21 protein-coding genes are annotated in these 24060 nt (G+C 28.3%); 5 read left to right on the plus strand and 16 right to left on the minus strand.

Features of this window, described 5'->3' with window-relative positions:
• Positions 1 to 285: 285 nt before the first annotated feature.
• A complete protein-coding gene (locus HLG78_RS01020; protein WP_231178607.1) occupies positions 286 to 1770 on the minus strand; it encodes a hypothetical protein in 1485 nt (494 codons plus the stop codon).
• Positions 1771 to 1914: 144 nt separating this feature from the next.
• Here HLG78_RS01020 and HLG78_RS01025 point away from each other — a divergent pair, with 144 nt between their 5' ends.
• A complete protein-coding gene (locus tag HLG78_RS01025) occupies positions 1915 to 2301 on the plus strand; it encodes a hypothetical protein (RefSeq protein ID WP_231178611.1) in 387 nt (128 codons plus the stop codon).
• Between the two features lie 4 nt (positions 2302 to 2305).
• On the opposite strand, the gene HLG78_RS01030 is transcribed toward HLG78_RS01025, so the two are convergent.
• Positions 2306 to 3298 carry a PD-(D/E)XK nuclease family protein gene (locus HLG78_RS01030; RefSeq protein WP_231178613.1) on the minus strand — a complete coding sequence of 331 codons (993 nt, stop codon included), beginning with the start codon at positions 3296 to 3298 and terminating at the stop codon, positions 2306 to 2308.
• A 148-nt stretch (positions 3299 to 3446) separates the two neighbouring features.
• Here HLG78_RS01030 and HLG78_RS01035 point away from each other — a divergent pair, with 148 nt between their 5' ends.
• Positions 3447 to 5456 (plus strand): IGHMBP2 family helicase, encoded by a 2010-nt coding sequence (locus HLG78_RS01035; RefSeq protein WP_231178617.1) that lies wholly within the window; start codon positions 3447 to 3449, stop codon positions 5454 to 5456.
• 41 nt (positions 5457 to 5497) lie between these two features.
• On the opposite strand, the gene HLG78_RS01040 is transcribed toward HLG78_RS01035, so the two are convergent.
• The gene (locus tag HLG78_RS01040) at positions 5498 to 5962 is read right to left on the minus strand and encodes an NUDIX domain-containing protein (RefSeq protein ID WP_231178618.1); all 465 of its coding nucleotides are present in this window, start codon (positions 5960 to 5962) and stop codon (positions 5498 to 5500) included.
• 83 nt (positions 5963 to 6045) lie between these two features.
• Complete coding sequence (locus HLG78_RS01045; protein WP_231178620.1) at positions 6046 to 6744, minus strand: hypothetical protein; 699 nt, start codon at positions 6742 to 6744, stop codon at positions 6046 to 6048.
• Positions 6745 to 7338: 594 nt separating this feature from the next.
• Here HLG78_RS01045 and HLG78_RS01050 point away from each other — a divergent pair.
• Positions 7339 to 7812, plus strand: coding sequence for a hypothetical protein (locus HLG78_RS01050; protein WP_231178622.1), 474 nt, complete (start codon positions 7339 to 7341; stop codon positions 7810 to 7812).
• 51 nt (positions 7813 to 7863) lie between these two features.
• On the opposite strand, the gene HLG78_RS01055 is transcribed toward HLG78_RS01050, so the two are convergent.
• The 9 genes from HLG78_RS01055 to HLG78_RS01095 all read right to left on the minus strand — a co-directional run bounded on the left by HLG78_RS01055 (position 7864) and on the right by HLG78_RS01095 (position 17239).
• Positions 7864 to 8214, minus strand: a complete 351-nt coding sequence (locus HLG78_RS01055; RefSeq protein WP_231178624.1) for a DUF3796 domain-containing protein — start codon at positions 8212 to 8214, stop codon at positions 7864 to 7866.
• A gap of 390 nt (positions 8215 to 8604) precedes the next feature.
• Positions 8605 to 9789, minus strand: a complete 1185-nt coding sequence (locus tag HLG78_RS01060; protein ID WP_231178626.1) for an IS256 family transposase — start codon at positions 9787 to 9789, stop codon at positions 8605 to 8607.
• Between the two features lie 621 nt (positions 9790 to 10410).
• Positions 10411 to 11547 (minus strand): FtsX-like permease family protein, encoded by a 1137-nt coding sequence (locus HLG78_RS01065; protein WP_231178629.1) that lies wholly within the window; start codon positions 11545 to 11547, stop codon positions 10411 to 10413.
• 84 nt (positions 11548 to 11631) lie between these two features.
• A complete protein-coding gene (locus tag HLG78_RS01070; protein ID WP_231178640.1) occupies positions 11632 to 12279 on the minus strand; it encodes an ATP-binding cassette domain-containing protein in 648 nt (215 codons plus the stop codon).
• A gap of 14 nt (positions 12280 to 12293) precedes the next feature.
• Positions 12294 to 12722 carry a hypothetical protein gene (locus tag HLG78_RS01075; RefSeq protein ID WP_231178644.1) on the minus strand — a complete coding sequence of 143 codons (429 nt, stop codon included), beginning with the start codon at positions 12720 to 12722 and terminating at the stop codon, positions 12294 to 12296.
• 66 nt (positions 12723 to 12788) lie between these two features.
• Positions 12789 to 14858, minus strand: coding sequence for a hypothetical protein (locus HLG78_RS01080; protein ID WP_231178645.1), 2070 nt, complete (start codon positions 14856 to 14858; stop codon positions 12789 to 12791).
• A gap of 285 nt (positions 14859 to 15143) precedes the next feature.
• A complete protein-coding gene (locus HLG78_RS01085) occupies positions 15144 to 15752 on the minus strand; it encodes a DUF6498-containing protein (protein ID WP_231178646.1) in 609 nt (202 codons plus the stop codon).
• 157 nt (positions 15753 to 15909) lie between these two features.
• Complete coding sequence (locus tag HLG78_RS01090) at positions 15910 to 16863, minus strand: hypothetical protein (protein ID WP_231178647.1); 954 nt, start codon at positions 16861 to 16863, stop codon at positions 15910 to 15912.
• Positions 16864 to 17029: 166 nt separating this feature from the next.
• Complete coding sequence (locus HLG78_RS01095) at positions 17030 to 17239, minus strand: hypothetical protein (protein WP_231178648.1); 210 nt, start codon at positions 17237 to 17239, stop codon at positions 17030 to 17032.
• A gap of 200 nt (positions 17240 to 17439) precedes the next feature.
• On the opposite strand from HLG78_RS01095, the gene HLG78_RS01100 reads away from it, so the two are divergent.
• Positions 17440 to 19368: a PQQ-dependent sugar dehydrogenase gene (locus HLG78_RS01100; protein ID WP_231178649.1), complete on the plus strand. Its 1929-nt coding sequence runs from the start codon at positions 17440 to 17442 to the stop codon at positions 19366 to 19368.
• 163 nt (positions 19369 to 19531) lie between these two features.
• Entirely contained in the window at positions 19532 to 20752 is a 1221-nt protein-coding gene (locus tag HLG78_RS01105) for a hypothetical protein (protein ID WP_231178650.1), read from the plus strand.
• On the opposite strand, the gene HLG78_RS01110 is transcribed toward HLG78_RS01105, so the two are convergent.
• Genes HLG78_RS01110 through HLG78_RS01120 form a run of 3 tightly spaced genes read right to left on the minus strand, consistent with a single transcriptional unit; the run spans position 20740 to position 23957 of the window.
• Positions 20740 to 21444: an anaerobic ribonucleoside-triphosphate reductase activating protein gene (locus HLG78_RS01110; RefSeq protein ID WP_231178651.1), complete on the minus strand. Its 705-nt coding sequence runs from the start codon at positions 21442 to 21444 to the stop codon at positions 20740 to 20742. The two genes, HLG78_RS01105 and HLG78_RS01110, sit on opposite strands and share 13 nt — an antisense overlap.
• A gap of 58 nt (positions 21445 to 21502) precedes the next feature.
• Positions 21503 to 21745, minus strand: coding sequence for an anaerobic ribonucleoside-triphosphate reductase (gene nrdD / locus HLG78_RS01115; RefSeq protein ID WP_231178653.1), 243 nt, complete (start codon positions 21743 to 21745; stop codon positions 21503 to 21505).
• A gap of 40 nt (positions 21746 to 21785) precedes the next feature.
• Positions 21786 to 23957: a ribonucleoside triphosphate reductase gene (locus HLG78_RS01120; RefSeq protein ID WP_231178655.1), complete on the minus strand. Its 2172-nt coding sequence runs from the start codon at positions 23955 to 23957 to the stop codon at positions 21786 to 21788.
• Positions 23958 to 24060: the final 103 nt, after the last annotated feature.

Raw genomic sequence — 24060 nt, forward strand, 5'->3', positions numbered from 1 at the left:
TTTATTAAAATCAATTTAAAAACAAGACTATTATACTTCAGAAAATAATTTAAGATTACAGCACATATTCAACTAATATAAAATTGAGTAAATGCTTATCCTGACATTATTTCCACTATAAAAATCTAGTTAAAAATTATTAGAAAAGTACATCTTTACAATTTTGTTTTATATACTAAACAGTTAAATTCTAATATATTTGCCTATTGTTATTGAATATTAACATGTCAGTCCACCTAATTCAACAATTTTAAAAATCACAATATAATTAAAAAACCTATCAAATTAAGCTTGTCTAAATTTAAATCTATCTCACATTCTGTCATGAATATCAACTCAGTTAAGTTCAGAATTTCAATTTTTCAATAATGAATACACAACATCTACAAACTCGTCTGAGTCTATTGTATATTCAAGACTACTTCAAGCTGCAGATCAAGAAATAATAATATCTCAGTTATTATTGCTAAATTCCATAGTATATCAATCATCTGGTTTTGCCTCATGCCAATCTCGTCATCAAAGAGGATTTAAAGAATTCCATTTATATTCAACAACATAATTGTTATCACCAACCTCCAACTGATAATTTTCATTAAAATTTATGTGACCAGGTAATTCTATACCATTTTCTTGAGCTCTAGACTCCAAAGCAGCTTGTTTATCAGAATCTTCAAAATAAGTTATATTTATTGGTAAACTTGTTCATGAATTTCTTATTGAATTTTGAAGTGAAAAGTATCTAATATCTAATATTTCTTGAACAGTTAAATTTTCAATTTGTTCAATTGATAAGTTTTGAAAGCTTTCATAACTATTTATATCCACTTCTCAATCCACTTCCTCGCCAGCCTCAACTTCCTCATCACTAGATTCTTCATAGTCTGTCCAATCAAGTAATTTGGCTCATTCATTAAATGAAGCTTTATTAACTGAATTTTCTGTTTCAAACAAAACAGCATTTATATCAGAAAAGCTTGTTTCATCATCCATATCTGTCACATTATCAGATATATAATCATAATTCACTCTAATTAAAGTAAGATATCTATTTAGAAAAGCTCTTTCATCAGGATTCAAGTTTTGGGGCTCATCTTGTTCAGACAAATCATTTATTATTTCAACAACCAAATCATCTATAGAGTAAGCATCATTATTAAGTTTACCATAAACACTTTCAAATGGAATAGCATCAATCTTATTTAAAGTTGATTTGATATTTGGCTCACTATCAGAAAATCATTTTTCTAATAATAATTTACTTATTTTTTCATTTTGACCTACTTCCCCGGATTCAGCAGATTCTTTATCTCACCAGATAAGATCAGCAATAAAGTTTCATATATCTCAAAGTCATCTTACAAATCATTCTACTCAAGAAACTTCTCTGCCGTCTCATTGAGATTTTGAATCACTAGAAGAGTCTGATTCTACTGAATCATTTCATGAATTAGAAACTCTTTCAACTCTAAGTCATGACTGTATCATATTCCTAAGCTCTATTTCATCACAAAGTTCTTCAAGCTCTCAGCCACATTCAGACAACACTTCTTCAACTTCTTGTCTTTCTTCTTGTTCAACTTGCTCTTTTAAATTTTCATATTCTTCTTCTATCCTTTCAAGCTCTCCTTCTCTTTCACTTTCTTCTATACTTTCATAGTCTTCTCTTAGTGAATTTACATCACTTTCAAAACTGTCTCTTTCTCATTCAGGAAGTTCACCTGACCTAGCTTCTAAATCATCCAACCTATCACTAAAATTTTCTACCATAATTTTACTCAAAAACTAAATATTAAATATATTATACCACAAACAAATCAATTTGTCAAATTGTACAACAAAAGATTGATTTTACACAAAAAAAATCTATGAATAAACTAGCTCAAGATCTACTTTACTAATAAATTAAATCAAATGGAAAATTCAGTACTATTAGCTCAAATAATATGACCAATAGCTTTGGTAATAGGTATCAGTCTTCTTTCATGACAAATGAAATACAAGGAACTTGTGAAAGACCTAGAAAAAAGTCCTCTATCTACATATATCTGAGCTTTGTTTGCTTATGTAGTATGAGCTTTGATAGTAGCAAATCATAATCTATGGGAAATGTCTGTTTATGTTTTGATTACTATATTTTGATATATTGGTATAGCAAAATGAGTTGCATTGGTACTGTTTCCCAAAACTATGATAAAATTTACAAATTATTTATTGAAATGTAATTATTTGTGAATTATAGGATGATCCTTTTATCTTATTATATGAGTTGCTTTGATATATTGAGGATTTTTTGCTTAGACTATTAAACATCCTCATAATGTCTCAAATCATCACAAATTTTTCTATAAGTGCATGTATGACATTTTTTCTTATTATTTGTTCTTTGGAAAACTATACTATTTATTGGAATGTTTTTTTGGATATCTCCATCTTGGATGAAAGTTTTTTGTAAAGACACATCTTCAATAATTTTGTCTTGAATATCCATAATATCTTGAGTTTGTATCTTTCCACCAAACACAGACATATCTTCCAAATACACCTCCCAAGCATAAATCTGCACATCATCAATTTTTTCCATTCATATATTCAACAAAAGTTTGTAAGCATATACTTTGAGCTGGTCAGAAATCTCTCAATCTTGATAAGGAGGCACCCTACCAGTTTTCCAATCATATATAATATATTTATTTGAATCTACTATCACAGCAAAATCTGGATTTGCCCATAGAGTAATTCACAAAAGCTCAGGTACATTATCAACTACTACTTTCATTTTTTCAAAATCAGGCTCTTTGGGTTCTATATATCGTTGATTGGGGCTATGTAAATAGCATAATATCTGTTTATGCAAAGAGCTATTCAAAAAATTATCAAATCGTTTTTCTAGTTTGTCTTTAGCATCCTCATATTTTTGGTCTATATCTATTTGGTAATAATGTTCTGAAAGTCAAAATTTATTTTCTTTGTCATAGGCAGTATAATCTCTGTTTTTGGAAAAGTTGAACTCATGATCCATGATAGTAAAAGTTTGCTTAACCAATTGTTCTTTATTGAAATCTTGCTGGTTGGCTACAATATTTAAGTAGTCTGAAATTAAATTATGAGCCTTTTCTCAAATCCACATATCCAAGCTTTTGATGTTTTTCAACAATAGATATTCCAATCGGAACGATTGATCAAATTCTTGGAGCCAGTTCCCATAATAGCCGAAAAAATATTTCTTCTGACAGTAATGCAAAAGGTTTGAACGAGATATCGACCATCAAAGTGGTGGATTTTGAAATTTTTCCATTGGAATAAAAAGAAATTTTTAAATCTTTAGCAAAGTATATATTTTTTTGCAAGATTTTTGCAAGTAAATATGAAAACAATTAATTTTCATTGAAAAAAAATCTTTTGTTCTTAGTATAAAATCTGTTTTAAAAAATAAAAAGTCCTGAATGAATAAGAAAGAACTCAAAAACAAAATTCAGTACTGGAAAGATCTAATAGAAAAAGAAAGACAAGAAGAAAAAAATATATATGCAGATGAAATTCAAAGACTTTCAAAAAAAAGAGAAAAACAATGAAAAGCTATAAGCAAACTAAAATGAAAAAAACAACAACAAATGGATCAAATTGCACTTGTTAGATTTTCAAGAAAAGAAAATATAGAAACTGAAATAAAAGCTCAAGACATAGTACTTATTACAAATGATAGCCTTGAAAAATTAAGATCTTATAATTTTAAAGATTTCCAAGAAAATATAGAAAACTTTCCTTTGTGAACAGTATATAAACTTGGTAAAAATTATATAGATGTATGGCTAAACACTCCTATACCTAGATTTGTATTCAAAGATAGTCTTACTTTACATTTGTATGTAAATGATATTACTTTTTATAGACAAAAAACTTGTCTTGATTTCTTTTTCAAAAGAAAAGACCAAGACAAACTCAAAGATATTATTTTTGATAATAAAGCTTGTGAACAAGAACATGAAGAAATTCCTTATATTGATTTTTTCAATTATGACTTAAACCAAGAACAAAGAGATTTTGTACAAAATTCATTGGAAAACAAAAGTGTTGCCATACTACACTGACCTTTTGGTACTTGAAAAACAACAACATTAGTAGAAAGCATATATCAACATTATCTTCAATGAAACAAAATTCTTATATCAGCTGATTCAAATATAGCAGTTGATAATATTTTGGGAAAACTATTAGAAATATGAATTTTCCCCAAAGAAGAAATAACTAGAATATGAGCTTTTTCCAAATTATACGATCATGAGGCTATATCATACACTATCTACAAAAAAATAGATGATAATCCAAGAAATAAAGATATAAAAAATCTCAAAGACCAGGTAAATACTATAAAAAAACAAAGAGATAAATATCAAAGACCAAGCCCAGACAAAAAAAGAGGTATGAGTGATGAAGAGATAATAAAATTTGGAGCTGAATGAAAAGCTTTCAGATGAATAAAGAAAAAAACAATGAGCTCTATGGCAGAATGGATAACAAACAATCAAAAAATAAAAGAAATCTATCAGCAGATAGATGATATAAGAGAGGGTATCATAAATCAAACAATTCAAGATTCAAGTATAGTACTTGCCACCAATTCAATGGTATATTCAGACTTTTTGGAAGAACATTTTTTTGATGTATGTTTTGTAGATGAAGCAGGACAAAGTAGTTTCCCATCTACACTCTTGCCTATATCCAAATCAAACAAATTTATTCTTGCCTGAGATCACAAGCAACTCCCACCTACAATACTTTCTGATAAAGCAAAGGATTTAGAATACACTCTATTAGAAAAATTAGCTAATTTTTATGAAGATAATCCCAAATATTACACTCTCCTAGCTATACAATATCGTATGAATTCAGACCTTATGTGATTTTCTAGCAAAATGTTTTATCACAACAAACTATCTGCAGCCGAAGAAGCAGAAAAAAATAAACTAACAAAATTACTTCCTCCAAATTTAGCATCAAATTATCCATCTAATATTATCTGGTTTGATACAAAATGAGAAGAAAATAAAAACGAAGAAACACATAGTATATACAATGAAAAAGAAGCAGAAACTATAAAAAATATAGTAAAAGATTTGGAATGCATATGAAAAGAAAACATATGAATAATCACTCCCTACAGAGCACAGGTAAATCTATTGAAGAAAAAAATAAACGATGTAGAAATAAATACTGTAGATGGCTTTCAATGAAAAGAAAAAGCTCTAATAATCATTTCATTTGTCAGATCCAATCCTGATTGAAATATAGGCTTTTTGAAAGATAAAAGAAGGTTGAATGTAGCAATCACAAGAGCTAAGTCATGACTGATATGTGTAGGTAATACAGAAAGTCTAAAAAATGATGGCCTATTCAATGAGTTTATTAGTTATGTAAAAAATCTATGATGAAATAATAAGTGAGACATTTTTTAGCTTACAAAAAATATAGTCATAACTGACAATCATATCTAAACTTATACTATTCCTTGCTTTTTCATATCGTTTATTCTAATTTTCACCATATCGTGAATATTTTCATCATCAATATCAAAAAATTTGAAATCTGAATGCTGTGAATCCAAGTTTAAGTTTTTCTCTTCATTTTGATCAAGTTTGTACACAAAAGTAATTGGGCTACAGTGAGTTGATATATTATCAAATGCAGAATCATTAAAAATATCATCATAAACTCACAAAAACACTAATCTGCTAGGATCTATATCTATTCCCAACTCTTCCTTGGATTTTCTGATAGCTGACTGGTATATGGTTTCATTTTTGTGTCTCCTTCATCAAGGAATATAATAAACTCACTTCAGTGGACTATTATTTCTCAATCACAACAAAATCTTCATTTCTCTACTCAAAAACACTATATCTAGAGTTTGAACTATAGTCTTTTCTAGTATTTTTTTGTATAAACCATCCTGTATATACATGCTCTTATAATCTTATTAATTTTTTAAAATAATGTTTTATTATAAGTTTTTATCCACCAGAAATCAACTTTTAAATAAAACTATTATATTCTATACTCTCTAAATTTATTTGTTTGTAATGAATTCAATAAACTATTCTTTTCATTTTCATATTTGTTATAAATTTCTGAAACCACAAAAAAGTAAGCCAACCAAAAAATTAAAAAAACAAATAATGACAAGAAAAAATCTTTTATATCTGTTATAGAGTAAACCGTTAAAGAAAAAATTAATGTTATAAGTGATGCATGAAATGTAAAATAATATTTAAAAGATACAGGTGGTCTAAATTTAATTTCTATCATTCTAAATTTGCCCTTGTCTAATATATTTCATTCTTTGACAAGAGGAGGAACCATTTTCTTACTAGTGAAAACTTCATAGTTTGCAGGCTCAACAATAAATTTATTATTTTCATTATCTTTTGTTTCTACTGATTCCTTACTAAAAACTTCTCCCAAAATATTTACTATTTCATCAGTATTTTTAGTTGTTCATATTTCTAACTTCCAATGAGGACTAAAAAAACTATAAATATAATTCCAATAAGGAAATAAGAAATCTTTGATATATATAAATACAAAATAAACCTTTTTTCTAATCTTGCTAGCAAATCTTCATATAATGTTATCCTTAGTTTCAAACAACCCAAGGACCAAATATAGAAGAACTAAGTAAGGCACACCATACATTAATAATAATCATATTATATCTATATAATCCATATTTCCCAAAAAACTCATACCAATATATTTTTGAACATATAAACAATTAAATTATATTTTTTTTCTGTTATAAATCAAAATTTATTACAAACAAAAAAGTAAAATAAAAAACCCTCTTAAGTAATAAAATTATTTAAAAAAGCGATCAGGACATCCCTGTTGATCGCTTTTTGTACATTTGGTTATCCACTTACCAATATGCCATACAAAATAACTGCCAATATTGAAACAACAATTGCAAAAGCTAATAACAAACTAGCACGCTTTATGTAATATTTATCTTTGTGAGTCCATGTTGAAGGGGCAAACATTTTACCTTGTAAGCGTAGTCTCAGAAGCGGAAAGATAGTGTAGCCCAGCAAAACAGTGCATATTACAACAAAAATAATTAATAGCAAGTCTTCCATACAACCTCCTTGCTGATCTGAGACCAAAATTTGTCTAATTAGACAGATAGTTTATAATAAAAAAATATATTAATGTTCAAGCTCTTAAAATTTTTTTATCAAAAAAATTTCTAGACAAACCAAATAAAATCAGCTAAATCAGCTTGTATCATTTTCACAAAAAAATCGTATATATAATAAAGCTTTATTCTTTCACCCACAAAAAATGACAATTCAAAATATTATTATTGTAGTTTTGTTTTTTGTTGCTTTTATGACAGGTTATTTTGCTTTGGTGAATTATTACTCACTAGAAGAATATATGTCTACAGAACATACTGTTGTCAGCCGAGAACGCGAAATATTTGATTCTGAAACTATATCAGCATACAACTATATAAGTTTTCATTTGTACCCCAAAAAACAACTGGACACAGACAATTTATTTGTAAACTACTCTATTACAGAACTTCCATCAACTATAATCAAACAAGTACAAGACAAAAAACTTGATACAATTGCCAAAAATGATCATTTTCAAGTTTGATGGGAAAGAGATTATGATAAAGATTATGAGTTCAATATTGATATATACGACACAAGTAATGAAATAACACACAAAGAAAAGATAACTTTTGAGTTTTTATCAAAAAAAGGTACTGAAACTATAACTAGCGAATCATATGATAAAAAAAATTAGATCAACAGCTATGAAAAATAAAAAATAGTAATTTAATAGTTTGAAGAAAAATTATTTTGGGGAACTGGCCTTTGTATCTAAATACATCAAAGTAAAAGCAAAAATAAGCACATTTATAGCAAACTGTCCTGCCAGATACATCATCAATAAGTCCACAAATTCAATAAATTCAAACCTTATTCAAGTTCAAACAAAAGCAATAAGTATTGAGAATAAAATCAAATTAACAACAAATGCATAAAATCCTGCACGATATATGTTTTGGGTAAGTGCTTGGTCTCATTCTGGAGAAATTCACGAAAAAGCAAAAAAAGCAAAGAAACCAAAAAATCATGGATTATCAAAAATAAATCACAAAAATCCAATAAATCAAAGTAAGCCTAGTAATCTTATTTTGTTCATTTTTTGTAGTTAAGAATAAACTTTTTTCATAATATGTTTTTGGAAGAAAAATACAAGAAAAAAGGATTGTATATAATAATAAATTTACCAATATTTTCTTATAGTTATATTCTAAATTTGAGATAACTTCCAAGCTAATTTTTCTATCTATGAGACAAATTGTAGATATTAGTTCTTAATCAAAAAAAATATTTCAAGAAAACCTCTCAAAGATTGTTACCAAAACATTGCTTTATTCCATCCTTTTGGTAACAAACCGTAAGAATGGAATACTCCATCCCTTTTGTTACAATCTTTAGGAGTGGGGGTACTCTTCAACTTTGTTGGCACTGCTCAGAAAATTGTGTCTAATAATTTTATGTGGATAGCTTGATTAGTTTATTTATAATCCTAATTATACATTTTTTCAAGTATTTTTAATAGTTCATTGTAAACTCTTTGTACCTGTGATATTTTATAAGAGTATTTTTCTTCCATTTCCATTATTCAGGCAAATATTAATTTGTATACTGCTTCTTCATTTGGTAGTCATCTCCTTACTTTTAACTTTTTTCTTATAGTATTATTAAATCTTTCTATTCGGTTTGTAGTATATATCATACTCCTAATGATCAATGGGAAGTCTAAATATGTTAAATAGTATTCTACTACTTCTTCCCTAAATGTTGATCTTATAAACTTGTATTTTTTCTCCCATTTTCTTATAAATTTTTCCAATCTTTCTTTAGCTTCTTCTTTCGTATCTTCTTTATGTACATTAAATACTTCTTTCAAATCTTCTGCTATATATTGCTTGTCTTGGCTTCTTACTCTTTTCAAAATATTCCTCTTCTTGTGAACTACACACTTTTGAAACTTTGCTTTTGGAAACACCTTGTTTACTATGTTTTCAAATCCATTTATTCAATCTGCTACTATTAATAATGGACTTTTTACTCATCTTTTTTTTATATCATCTAACACATCTTCCCAGCAATATATAGATTCATTAGGTGTAGAATATACTCAAAGAATCTCCCTTGTCCCATCATATTTTAATCACAGAGCAATTGTAAATCATTCATTTTCATAGCTTTCTCATCTTCTTAGTTTGCAATATATTGTATCTATATATATAGCAACATATTCATCTTCTAATTCTCTTTTTTGCCATGCATTGAATTCTTCTAGTAGACCATTTGTGATATTAGATATTGCTCCAGAAGATAGAGAATTTCAGTATATTTCATTCATTATATCACTAATATCATTATGAGTAAAACCTTTCAAATATAGTTGTTTTATAGTTTCATAATAATTTTTTTGATAATTTTTAATAATTTCTATGATAAGAGGTTTAAATAATCAATCTCTATCTCTTGGAATACTGAGAGTGAACTTTCGGTTTAACAATTTAGCAAGCCTTTGATAATATCAATTTCCTTTGTTATGTTTGTTAGAATCTTTAAGGAATTCTTCTCTTTCTAGCTTCATAATTTTTTCTAGAATATCTATTAAAATATCGCTAAGATTTGAATCAGGATCCATTCTCAATAAATGCTCTTGAATTTCTATTAATTTATGATTATATTTCATTTGTGCTTATTGGTTAGCATATAAATAAAAATGTGGAAGCTTTGGGTCAAGCTATCCACATTTTTTAATTATATTGATATTAAACACAATATCTTTCAGACACAATTATTTGAGGAGTGTCACTTTGTTACAATCTTTTGGAGGGGTGACCCTCTTCAACTTTGTTACAATCTAGAACTGACCCAGATAATTATATCTACTATGTTTACTAAACTTTTTATTTTATAAAAAAATGTGGAAGCTAAGACTTAGCTATCCACATTTTCATATTCCCAACCCAAAATACTCAAATAGAATCAAACAAAATGAAATATCCTCTTAGACTAAATAATCAAAAGGACTCAGATAACACTTATAAATAAGGTTCAAAGTTACATACTACCTTTTTTAATTAGCCGGCTTCATCAAAGGTAGCACAAATATTATATAATATAATTTTTTTGATTTCAAGATAAATTTTATCAAAAAATCATAAAAACTATAATGCTACAGTAGCTCAGCCAACAACCTTTGTTTACAAAATTTATGAGATATATTCAATCTCATAGAAAGACTCATTTTTTGATAACTCTTTTCTGAATTAGGTGACTATCTCAACTCTTATACAGAAAACTCCAAACATTATAAGTATTTTTTTAGATACTCTCTATTTGCCACCAAAATTGTAAAAAAACTCAAAACAAATGCATATATCACAAACAAAACACCTAAATGTTGAATACTTATATTAGCTATGTTAATACCTACATTATACAATCAAACAATATAATTTTCAACAAGGTTTATCAAATAAAAATTGAATATAAATGATGCCACTACAACCAACAAAAATGAAAACAAAAACAGTATAAATATTTTTGAATATATCAATAAAAATATTTTAAACCTGGTGGCTCCATGACTTCTCAAAACCTGAAATGTTTTTTTGTTGTCGTTTATTAATGAATTTATCACAAAAAACATAAAACTTAATATGACAAATAAAATCATAAAAAACATCCACACCAATACTCTTTTCAAAATATCTGTTTTTTCATTTATACCTTCCAACTGAGAATCCAGGGTATATACTTTGTAATCATCATAATTTTTTGCAAAATCATTTATATACTTTTTGTCTTTGAAAAACACAATTGCTTTGTAAAATTTTTTGTTTCAAGTTTGAATCTCCTCCAAAATACTGTCCAAATCTGAACAAGGGATACTAATTCACAACATAGGAAATCAATTATCTACTTGAGATATTCTTCATTTGTATGATACATAATCTGATTGTATATTGAATATTGATGAATAATTAAACTTCAAATCAACCTGAATTGTTTTTAGAAGGTTCTCTGATAGTTTTGGAAACATACTTCTATTTGCCAGTTCTAGATTATAAAGATCCAAAATCCTTTTTGAAACTCACAAAGGAACATAATCTACATCATCTATATTTTCAAAGTAATTATCAGTTACACAATACAACAAAAAATCAGTACTAAAATTATTTCACATCAGATCCATACTCAAATTATTGGGTATATCTACACTATAAAAATAATACACCTTGTCTATTGTATCTTTTTTCTCCAAGTCATATATATTGGTTGAATCAAACTCTGATTGCTCTCACAAAAGTCATCCCAAATAATCTCACTCTGGAAATATTTCTACCATATTTGGATTTTCTATCATCTCACTGATAGTAGTATGTTCAAAAAAGAAATTGTTTACAGTCTTATCAAAAACAAACAATATCAAAGAAAAAAACATTATCAAAAAAAATGTAAAAATTATTAAACAATTTTTTAATTTATTTTTAGTCAAACTTAAAAACACCAACTTGCCGAACATAAATTACTTGTAAAAAATTAAATTTTTATTTTCACAAAACTTATCTACTCAAAAAAAATCAACAATATCCTCATCATGTGATACTATTATACTAATATTGTTTTGTGAATACTCTTTTATTAAAGAATAAAGTTTGTATTTTAGCTGTTTGTCTAGATATGTCCCTGGTTCATCCAACATCAAAATTTCAGGCTTGTGAACCAAGCTTTTGATAATTGAAACTCTTTCTTTTTCTCCTCAACTAATAGAGTTGATATTCTTGTTCAAGATTTTTTCTATTTCCAAATATTTTACAAGATAATCAAACCAGTGTTGGTCTTTTTGGTTTTTTCATATCAAAAAAGGTAAGTTTATATTTTCCAATACAGAAAAATCATCTATCAGCCTAAAGTCTTGGAAAGCTACTCCTACAGACTGATTTCTATAAGAATAAAGAAACCTATTTCCAAAGTTAAAGATGCTTTTATTCTTCCAACAAACATCTCATTTTGTAGGTTTTTTCAGACTAGATACTATATTTAACAATGAAGTTTTACCCGATCAAGATATTCCACATATTATCAAACTATCTCACTGATTGAGTGAAATATTTAGGTTTTCAAAAAATATCTCATTTTTATGAGAAAATGATATATCTTTTATCTCCAACATTATTGTAAATACATTTAAAATCCAGGAGTATTGTATATAGCAAAAAACATTGAGCTAGCAAATCGTGCAACTCATACTCACAACAGATACTTTACTCCATCTCTAAAATCAAAGAAAGCATACACCATAGAACCAAGTCATGCTAATCATAGTCACCAATTTATAAAATCTTGATAATCCCCTAAGCTACCAATTGCATCCTGCTCTTCTCATGCTCAAGCTACACCAACACCGTCAGAAAACTCTTGTGAACCAAATGATCATGCACTATCCTCTTCTTCTTCTCAAGCCACATCAACTTCAAATCAATCAGTTTCTGTTCAAAATGTTCCTTGTTGATCGGATGCAAAAACTTCCTGCCCATTTCCATAATATTCAACATAATATACTGAATAAAATGAAAAAAGGAATACAGCTATAATAAGAATTGTTATTTTTTTCATTATTTTTTTGTATTAGTTAATAAAATTAATTTACCTTTTTTATTTAGACATAATAATTACCAATTGTTATTTATATACTGTTAAATCTGGTAACTGAAACACAAAATCATTAGATGATTCTTCATAATTTTGTGGTATTTCATGCTGCATATCTCCATAACTATAATCAATCTCCAAGCTACTTGATAACAACTTTTCTCACATAGATTGTAAATCTACAAAAGATGTAATTTGATTATCAATATGAGTATAATTTACATCAAAATTAGCAATTTCTTGTTGTTGTGGTTCTTTGTTTCAAAAAGATCAACTCAAATCAATTTTTTCTCATACCATCAAATCTCATTCAACATCAACATAAAGAATTTCAGCCTCTTCTCTAAATTCTCAAGCATCTTTAAACTCTCAAGAGATTATTAGATGATCGTTTTCATGAGAAATATTTCATTTGATATATCAGTCATCTTGGTGTTCTTCTTCACCTGGTTTTGCAGACAATTCCAAGTTTGTATTATTTTCTCATACAGGTCAATATATATATCATTCAAGAAGATGCTCTTCTTGCTCACCTGTTTCTTCATCCAAATTAATTTCATATATATCTCATTTGAAATCTATATTATCACCTTCATACAATCAAGAAAACTTGAAATTTTCTACAAGTTCTCATCCTCAGAAAACAGTTCTATAATTAGAAACATCCAAATCTAATTCAAAAAATTGTATCATATTGTCAACAATTTCAATTTCTCATAATAACGAAGCTTCCAGTTCACCGTCAGCTTCAAATGAACTATCAAATTCCCATATATCACCATCTCCCTGAATCATTGTAGACAATCTAACATCAGGTATTGATAAATCAAAATCATATATATCTTCAGCATAATCAAAACTCAAATTGGCAAGTGGAGAACCCCTTTCCTCTAAAATCAATCTAAAATCTCCTTCTGTTTCATCTCAAGATCATTGCCATCTTAGTAAATCAGTTCTTTCTTCAATTTGTCATTGAGTAGTATATTCTAAAAGTTTGTCATCCTCTATTTGCATATCAAACATAGCTCTTCAAAGCTCTCACTCATATCCAAAATTTATATTTCAGGATGTTTTGTCTTCAAAATCAAAGTTGGCTTGAAAGTTTACATCATGGCCTGCCATCTGCAAAAATGGAGATGAAAATCTTATTGATAAACTATCATCTTCATAGTCAGAATTTAATCAAACAGGAGTTCTCAAATTATAAGACATAATTTCTCATCACTGATATGATATATCAAAATTGAAAACTCATTCGTATGTAATAGTTTCTATATCTCAATCATGTGACACATACAACTGTCCAGCCAAAAAATCATTAGCATTTGATACCATTCAGTTACACATTTGTTCATCAAATTGCATCATCCTTAATTCTGGATAAAATTCAGAGGCTGAGTTATAAACATCTACAGCAACATTACAATTGTTAGAGTCTAATTCTAAATATTTTCTATCTCATTGAGTATCTACCTCTTCAAAAAGCAAATCATAAAATCATTTATTAAAAACTATTTCTCAGATTTCTTGATCAATTCAATGTTTTTCGAAATATGCAGCATAGTTAGATGTAGAAAGTCACCTTACTATTCACTGCACTAGTTCGTTGTTTCACAATTCTCACAACATTTCCAATGGGATTTGCGAGTTATCTACTTTTATATAGTCTTCACCAAATTCTATATCTTCATAAATATCTTTTATAAAATCTAATTCTGGAATTTTGTAGTAAACTTTTTCTTCATCTGAAACAATATCCAATTTTCATCCTTCTACAGTCTCTTCATCTCAATCTTCAACAACTTCTATATCCAAGCTATCAAATGAAACTCTTTGTTGTAATGCATTATTTTGTGATAAAACACCCAAATTTTCAACATTAATCATTATATTTGAATTTTCTGCTGGCACATCAAGCTCAAAATCAATATTGGATGTTAGATTGATTTTCTTACTGTCACTTATATGGGTATCTTTATCTGATTTACCATCACCTGAATCAGTATAGTTTAAATCTCATTCCATAACAAAGATATAATATCAAAATCACAAAGCCAAAAAAATGGCAATAATTGCAAAGTATAAAATATTTTTTTTCATAGGATTTTTGTTAAGTTTAAAATCATAGAAAAGTATATATATAAAACCAATATTTTCAAGTTGGATTTTTTTGGAGAAAGTCGGCATACTATATTTTTAAATCAGATTACTACGAAAAACTTTAAAATGTACTTCAAAAATTTTCTCCTCATATCACGAAGCAATTTAATATTCAAATTTTTGAATATGTTTTAAGTTTCAAATATTAAATTCCTATATTTAATAATAGCACACCTATACTATCAGTTTCTTTTGCCATATATTTGAGTTTTTCTTTCAAAAAAATTATTTACTTGATAATTTTTCATCTTTAATATGCATTATCACATCTGCAATGGTTTTTAAACTCAGAAAAAGAATTAATCACGCATTTATAAAAACACCAAACATAATCATAAAATGCATTGGAATTATTCTAGCATAAGGATAATACATCAATAAACCAAGGTTTTGTTTCTTACTTTCATCTATTTTTCTATTATTAAAATGACTAAAAATATGTGCTATTAAAAAAGACAAAATAGCTAATAGAAAATAGGTTGCTCAGGAAGAATCAGTATCAGAAGCTTCCATCTGAAAAATTATTAAAAAAATCATATACACAAAATGAAAACCTCCAAAATGAAACAAGAAGAAAAATGCTATAATATACTTTCTAACTTTTATTGGTATTGGGTGCTTACCATTGGATTTTTTAGATTCCTCAATACAAGACTCCTTCAATTTAATTATTCTCAAAAAATTGAAAAAACCAATAATCACACTTTGAAACCAATAAATCCACATCACAGTTAGTAAATCCCAGTTTTGAGTGACTGCAAAAAAAATTGTCAAAATATTTGAAAAAACCAATAATCATAAAGAATTATCAACTCATCTAAATAATTTATCCATTGTGTTCATAGCTCAAATCTAAAATAAGATAGTTTGCCTGAATATAAATACCTTTCTATAGACTTTTCAATAGCTTCTTCAATATTTAAGACATCAACACCTAACTAAGTATGAAAACCAATTGATAAGTCTAAACATATCACATATCAAGTATTTTTTATAATATTTCACTTCTTCACATTAGCATCCTCCATCTAGCTTGAGTTCTATAAAAAACTGACAAAAAATAATTTGTTCAATCAAACTTTTCCTCTTCTCATAATTTAATATAAAAATTTTTATTTCATATTCTTGCATGATAATAATACTCTCAATTTTTATTTTCCAACAAGCCTACATGATCAAAGATAATATTATTCATACACTTTTCTTCTTCTCATAGTTTTATATATCATTCTTTGTCTCAAATTCTTGCCTTGTAATAACATTCTCCATTTATTTCTTCTATTGGTCAAGCATAATCAAAAACTATTTTTTCCCTAAATTTATCTTCTTCTCACAATTTAATATATCACTCTTTTGGGCAAATTGTCACAAGATAATAAATTTGTCAATTTACTTCTCTTAACATAGTAATTGAGAAAAAAATAAAATCTTCTTCTCTTGGTTGTTCTCACTGTTTTTTCAAACAATATCTATACTCTCAGTCTACTAACATTCTATATTCTTCTAGCGAAAATCTTGAGTGATAATGAGTTTTTTCAATTACTTTTCATCAAAGTATATCTACTACTTCCCTTTTTGCTTTATATTTTAGACTATTTATGATTTTATCTGCTGGATAATCTTCCAAAAAATGTCTAACCTCTTGCATTGTCATATTTGTAGCTTTCAATCTTGAGGTGATTTGGGTAGCTATATGTTTTATTTCTTCGTTTTCTAATAATTCTAAAAAATCAGCCTTTTCTAATCTCTCCAAATTTTCATTATTTCTTATTTTTTCCAAAATATTAGAGAAATATCCAATATTATAATATTCTGACTTTCTAACAACCATCTCAAAAACCCTTTTGAAATCATTTGAATTTATCAAATCATCCATAGTTTTACAAAAATTATCTTTCAATTCCAGGGTGTTATTATCTAACCCTTTTTCTAGCTTGCTTACCATTATTTTAAATTTAAAACATAAACTCAATTGACAAAAATCTCAAAATTTTTTTAATTATTTAAGTGGTTTTTTCAATAGGTTTTTAATTTTCTCCAACTAAAAAAGCCCTTGGAGGATATTCTCCCCAAGGACTCAAAACTTTTTTGTAGGTTAATTATATAGGTATTTATATCTTTCCTTCTCTCAACCCAAAACCTCACCTCTTGGTTCTTGGGGTACCCACACCATCTTTTTCAAACCACAAACCATCGCTTCTTACTTCTCTTGGAGGTTCTTTCGGTGGAGGATAAAACAATTTTTTAAGCATCTTGGCAAAAATAAATCCTCCAACAAAAGGAAGAACACAAGCATAAAACAAAAACTCCCAAAATGACATAAGGTCACCTCATTAATTTAGTTGGCTTTATGTAAAGCTTATAATAATTACAAAAAAACAAATATCAATATTTTTTGGTTTGGTATTAATTATGTTATACAAAACACAACACTTACACCCAACCTAACAAAAACTATTATTTATTAGACATATCAGATTACAAATTTAGTTGTAGCATATTTATACAATAAAAAACAATCATGAAAAAAATACTAATTAGCATATTATCACTTATAACAATATTTAATTTCGCAAATGCATATGAAAACGACCAAGAGTTTATAGAGGCTTTAGACTGGATGCATGAAAATAATCTCACCCAATACTACACTCCTAGTGGCTTTATGCCAGAGAATGAACTTACCAGAGAACAAGCAGCGCACTTTTTTGTAAACTTTGCTATGCAAGTGAAATGAATGGAAGCTGAATGAGATATGCCAGAATACCAAGATAGCGATCAATTTGATGAAACTTTGGCTGAATCAATTAATTTGGCTTATCAAATGGATCTTATGAGTTGATCTGATGGAAACTTTATGGCAAAAAATAATATCACAAGAGCAGAATTTTTTACAGTAGCAGTTAGAATGCTAGAATGAGAACAAGATCAAAATGTAGATCCTTGGTGGGAAAATTATTTCCAAAAAGCTATGGAACTAGAACTTACTCAAGAAACTAATGCTTGGGAACAAGACAGAAACATATCAAGATATGAGGCTGCTTTGATACTTTCAAGAGCTAGTGATGATGTAGATTACGAAGAAGCAGACCACAGAGTCCTTGAAATTGAGTGATATGATAGAACTTTTGAACCAGATGAAATAGAAATTGAAGAATGAGATACTGTTGAGTTTGAATTTACTAATACTGGAGGAACTCATGATTTCTATATTCCAGAATTGGATGAATGAACTGGGATGCTAGAAGAGTGAGAAACTGACAGTGTAGTTGTTACTTTTGAAGAAGCCGGAGAATATGAATTTATTTGTACTGTATGAAACCATGCTGAAGAGTGAATGACTGGAGTAATAAATGTAATATCAGAAGAAGATGAATATGTACAACATCAAGTAGATGAAGTGGCTCATTGATTTAATCAGGCTTGGTGAATAGACTTTTTACCAGATTGAGATATCCTAATAACAGAGAAAGGCTGAAATTTAGTACATGTACAAATAGATTGATATGAAACAACAAATATAGCAAACACTCCAGAAGTTGATAGCTGAGGTCAATGATGATTGCTAGATATAGCAGTTCATCCAAACTTCCCTGACCAAAACTGGATATACCTAACCTACTCTGCAGCAAATGATGAATGAACTTCTACATACTTGGCTCGTGCACAACTAAACTTGGAAGATAACGAATTGTATGATATGGAAGAACTATTTGTGGCTGATCCACATGTAGATTCACAACAACACTACTGATCTAGAGTTAATTTTGATAATGATTGATATGTATATATGACTATTTGAGACCGTGGGGACAAAACTTTTGATGAGACACATAATTCACAAGATACTCAAAATCACCTAGGTACAACAATTAGATTGAGCCAAGATTGATCCATACCACAAGACAACCCTTTTGTTTGAGATGATGATATTTTGGATGAGATATACTCTTATGGACATCGTAATTCTCAATGAATGACAATTCATCCTGAAACTTGAGATATTTGGCAAAGTGAACATGGTGAACAAGACTGAGATGAGATAAATATTATCCATGAATGATGAAACTATGGTTGGCCGCTAGCAACTTATGGATGTACTTACTGAATGTGAACAGAAATATGAACTTATCCAGAAGATAATCCTGATACAGTAAATCCTATATATTATTGGGAATGTGGTAGCGGATGATTCCCACCTGCTGGTATGACTTTTATAAGTACTGATACTTTCCCTCAATGGCAATGAGACTTGTTTTTGTGAAACTTGGCTTGAACTTATCTTTGACATTTTGAGGTAGATGGAGAAAATGTATCAGAGTCTGAACCACTATTAGCTGACAGATGAGATCGTATTCGTGATGTATGAGAAAATTTGACTAACTGATATATATATGTATTAGTAGATGACAGTGATGCTCCATTGTTAAGAATTACTCCAAGTGAATAATTCAAAAACAACAAAATCAAAAGATAGAGCCGGAAAAGCTCTGTCTTTTTTTATTACAAAAAAGTTGACAAACTGTTTTTTTTATGTATAAAACATGAGTTTAGAATTAATTATAAAAATGAATCAAATAAATCACTCACAACACATAAATCACCAAAATCAAATGGAAGAACAAAATCTTACTTGAGACATAAAAAATATTATATCATCCTTAAAAAACGTAAACAAAATTCCAAACATTCCTACAAATACTATAAATCAACTAATAGAAAAAAGCCAGGAAATGCTACAAAATTTCAACTTTGAAACATTTAGAGAATTTTTAATGCATTTTATTTATGCAAAACAACAATGAGTGTATTTGCCCAACATAGAGGATGAAATAGAAAATATACAAAAAGACCTTATTATCAAAGATATAGATGAACTTTCCAAAGAAACAATGTACACTAAGAGAGCTTATGCATACCAGCAACTTTCTGACAGAATTTCTGAAGCATTGTCTCTAGGATTAACTATACCTCAAATACAAACTCAGAGGATAGAAATGGAAGATAGTGTTATTAAAAATGAATTAGATATATCTTATCAAAAATTACAAAACAAACTAAGAGAATTAGAACTATATGAATTTGAAAAATGGCTAAGAATAGCAAAAACAATATGATTAGATGTACAAAAATACGAGGAACAACTTCCAGCATTAGTAGAACAAGCATTCCAAAATGAAATTGAAACAATTATATATGATTTTGAAAAAAACCCTACGGATAATATATACAAAAAGCTATCTTACAAGATTTCTAATGCTACAAAAAGATGAATAGATTTTTCAAATATTCAAAAAATTAGAATTAGCATGGAAAATCAAGTAATTCGCGAACAAGTAAAAACAGTTTTGAAAGAAATAAATGAAAGAAAAAGAAAACCAAGCCTAAAACCTCTTAAAAAATTAATTAAAAAAGCAGCAATATGATGAATATATATAGAAGATTTACTCCCAAGTTTCCAAAAGATACAAAAAGAAGTTTATATAAATGAAATTCAAATAGCAAAATCAGAACTTGAAAAAGAATACAGGCTCAATAAACTTATTAAACTTGAAGAAGTCTTAAAAGAAGCTCAATCAAAATGAGTTGACACCTCAGAATTTGAAGAAGAACTAGATAGACTAACAAAAATTACCCATCGCAGTGAGGTTATTGTCACTTTGAACTGGATAGAAAAAGAACCTTTACCTGAGTATTATTATTTAATTGTAGAGGAAATAGAAAAAGCAAAACTAATTTGAGCTTATGTTGATGATATACAAGAAAAATTAAAAGAGATAGAAAGTATTATTTTCTTTTCAAGAAATCAAATTATAGGCCATTATGAAACATAATAACATTCTTGGAAATTATCTTTAATATTCTGTTTTATTTCATCCAACTCCTCTTCTTTGAAAGCTACTCAGTCAAACTTTTCATCCAATGTCTTTCAAGGAGTATAAGACTTGATAACATATCTTTTTGCTCAATTAATTTCAGAAACCAACTCATTAATAGTTTCAAGTGTATGGTATCATTTTATTAATGTGGTTCTAAACTCATAGTCCACTTTGTTTTCCTTAAGAAACTGAATTGATTTATAATATCAACTATAGTCAAAATTTTGTACTCACAAAAGTTGATCAAGATTTTTTTGACTGGTTTTAATATCCATAGCTACATAATCAACCAAACCATTATCAATCAAGTGCTTTAAAACTTCAAAATTCGTTCAATTAGTATCAAGCTTGACCAAAAATCATTTGTCTTTTATCTTTTTGGCAAAATCAGATATATCTGGTTGCAATGTAGGCTCTCATCCACAAATTACTACTCAATCAAGAAAAAACTTTCTTTCGTCAAGAAAAACCAGAAAACTTTCTTCATATATAAAATCAGAACTTATTTCCTTGATTTTCTCTGGCACAACAAAATCAGGATTGTGGCAAAACCTACATCTTAGATTACAACCAGGAGTAAACACAGTACATGCAACTTTTCAAGGATAATCAAGCAAAGTTGTCTTTGTTATACCTGATATGTTCATATTTATTTTTTATAATTAAAAAAAGTCCAGTCCAAAAGACTGAACTATTTCAAACATATTAATAATCTTGATAATATCTTGAATTAAAACTTTGATTTTCTCTAAAGTATCTTCTTGAGTATGCTTCAGACTTTTTACCAGGATTAAAATGACTTATAGGTCTATAATATCACATTACTCTTGTATAAACTTCACATCTTGTTCTTTTTTGTTGAACATCCTGCTGAACTTCTTCTTGGTTATTTGTTTCTTCATTGTTAGTTAGTTGTGTTTGTTCTTTAGTTAATGTTGTTTGTTTCATTATTGTTTATTTTAATATATAAATATCTTTAATTTAAGTTTTACTTATTACTTGTATATATTTCTCTTGATTGGTAGTCAAACTCACTACCAGTATATCATATCTCAGCATCACATTTAGGACAAAAATCATACTCACCTGATATATATCAATGTTTTGGACATATACTAAATGTTGGAGTTATCGTAATATACGGTAGTTGATAATTTTCTATCACCTTCTTCAGCAAAGATTTACAAGCTTGCACATCAGACAACCTTTCTCACATATAAAGATGCAATACAGTACCTCCTGTATATTTACATTGCAATTGATTTTGATAGTTTAGAGCATCAAAAGCATCATCAGTAAAATCCACAGGAAGCTGAGTTGAATTTGTATAATAAGGTGCCTCTTCTGTTCATGCTTGTATTATTCCTGGAAGTTGTTTTTGGTCTTCTTTGGCAAACCTATAAGTAGTACCTTCTCCAGGAGTTGCTTCAAGATTGTATAGATTTCCAGTTTCTTCTTGATACTGCCTAAGCTTTTCTCTCATAAAATCCATAACCTCTAATGCAAAGTCATGTCAATATTTGGTAGCAATATCTGATTCTCAATCTGTAAAGTTCAATATCGCCTCATTCATTCAGTTTATTCATATAGTTGAGAAATGGTTATTGAAACTATGAAGATATCTTTTAGTATATGGATAAAGTCACTCATCCAACCATTTTTTCAATTCCTTTCTTTTAATTTCCAAAGATGTTTTGGCTACTTCCATAAGAGCTTCTATCTGCTGAAAAAATCATTCCTTATTTCATTTGTAATTATACCCTATTCTTGCCAAATTCAAGGTAACCACTCATATTGATCAAGTCATCTCAGCAGAACCAAAAAGTCAATTTCATCTTTTTTCTAGTTGTGTTAGATCCAACTGCAATCTACAACACATACTTCTTACCGCTCCTGGAGTATATGCATCCGGATTTCTTTCTTTTTTTAAGTTTCAGTTTTCATCTTCTACCCATCTATACTGAGAACCCACAAAGTTTTGAAAGTAAGGAATACCATATTTTGCTGTCATTTCGAACACTCATTCTAATTCTGGATCATCCCAAGGAAAGTTTTCATCTATATTAAATGTTGGTATAGGGAAAGTAAACACATTTCATTTTTTATCTCCTTTGATATACACCTCAACCAATGCTTTATTTATCATTTTTCTTTCTTTTTCTAGTTCTCAGTAGGTTTTTTCATAGGGTCATACCTCATATCATCAAAGATACAATGCTTTATCTTTTAAATCATCTGGACAACTCCAATCCAAAGTTATATTTGTAAAAGGAGTTTGAGTTCACCACCTAGAAGGGACATTAAGACCAAAAATAAAGTTTTGCATTTGTTGAAGAACGTACTTATATGTTTTTTCTTGTATATATTTTTCTTTGGAGTCTTCAGAATCAAAGCTAATTCAATAATTATCAATATCCTTTCTTAATTTTTGCTCATATTTGTGAACAAAAGGAGAAAGATATGTATCAAAAGATGAAAAAGCTTGTGCTCATGCTCGCTCATTTTGCAAAGTCCCCAAAAAATTAATCATCTGGTTTACCGCAGATTGTAAGTTTTTGGGAGGCTCTGACTCTATCCTATTTGGCAGACCATTGAATCACTCTTCCAAAAGCTGCCTCAAAGACCAACCTGCACAATACCCACTAAACATATCAAGATCATGAATATGAATATCTGCATTTCTGTGATGATTTCATATATATTCTGGATATACATGAGACAACCAGTAATTTGCAGTTACTTTTCAAGATATATTAAGTATCAGTCAACCAAGACTATAACCTGAGTTTGCGTTGGCATTCACTCTTCGATCATTTTGATGGAGATACTCATCCATACTTTTAGCTACTTCTACAGCAACTTTTTTTTCTTTTCTACTTTCTGCTCTTTTATTACGATATAGTATAAATGCTTTTGCTACTTTATCATGTCAGTGCTTTATTAATACCTCCTCTACTTTATCTTGAATCATTTCAACTTCTGGTATAGAAGATCAAAGTTCTTGCTCTACTGCATCCAAAACCTCCAAAACATACGTATCAACCTTATCAAACTCAGTTCCTCATACCGCTTTTATAGCATTAACTATTGCATCATGAATCTTTTTTCTATCAAAATCTTCTATAGCTCAGTTCCTTTTTTTTATCTTATAAAATGTCATAAAAAAACCTTTAAAAAATAAAGCACTATATATAGTAGTCCTTTTTTTGATTTTTAACTATATATAGCCTTTGTATAATCAATAAGTTATTTTTTTCAATAGA

The organism is Candidatus Absconditicoccus praedator (assembly GCF_021057185.1).
Lineage (GTDB): Bacteria > Patescibacteriota > Gracilibacteria > Absconditabacterales > Absconditicoccaceae > Absconditicoccus > Absconditicoccus praedator.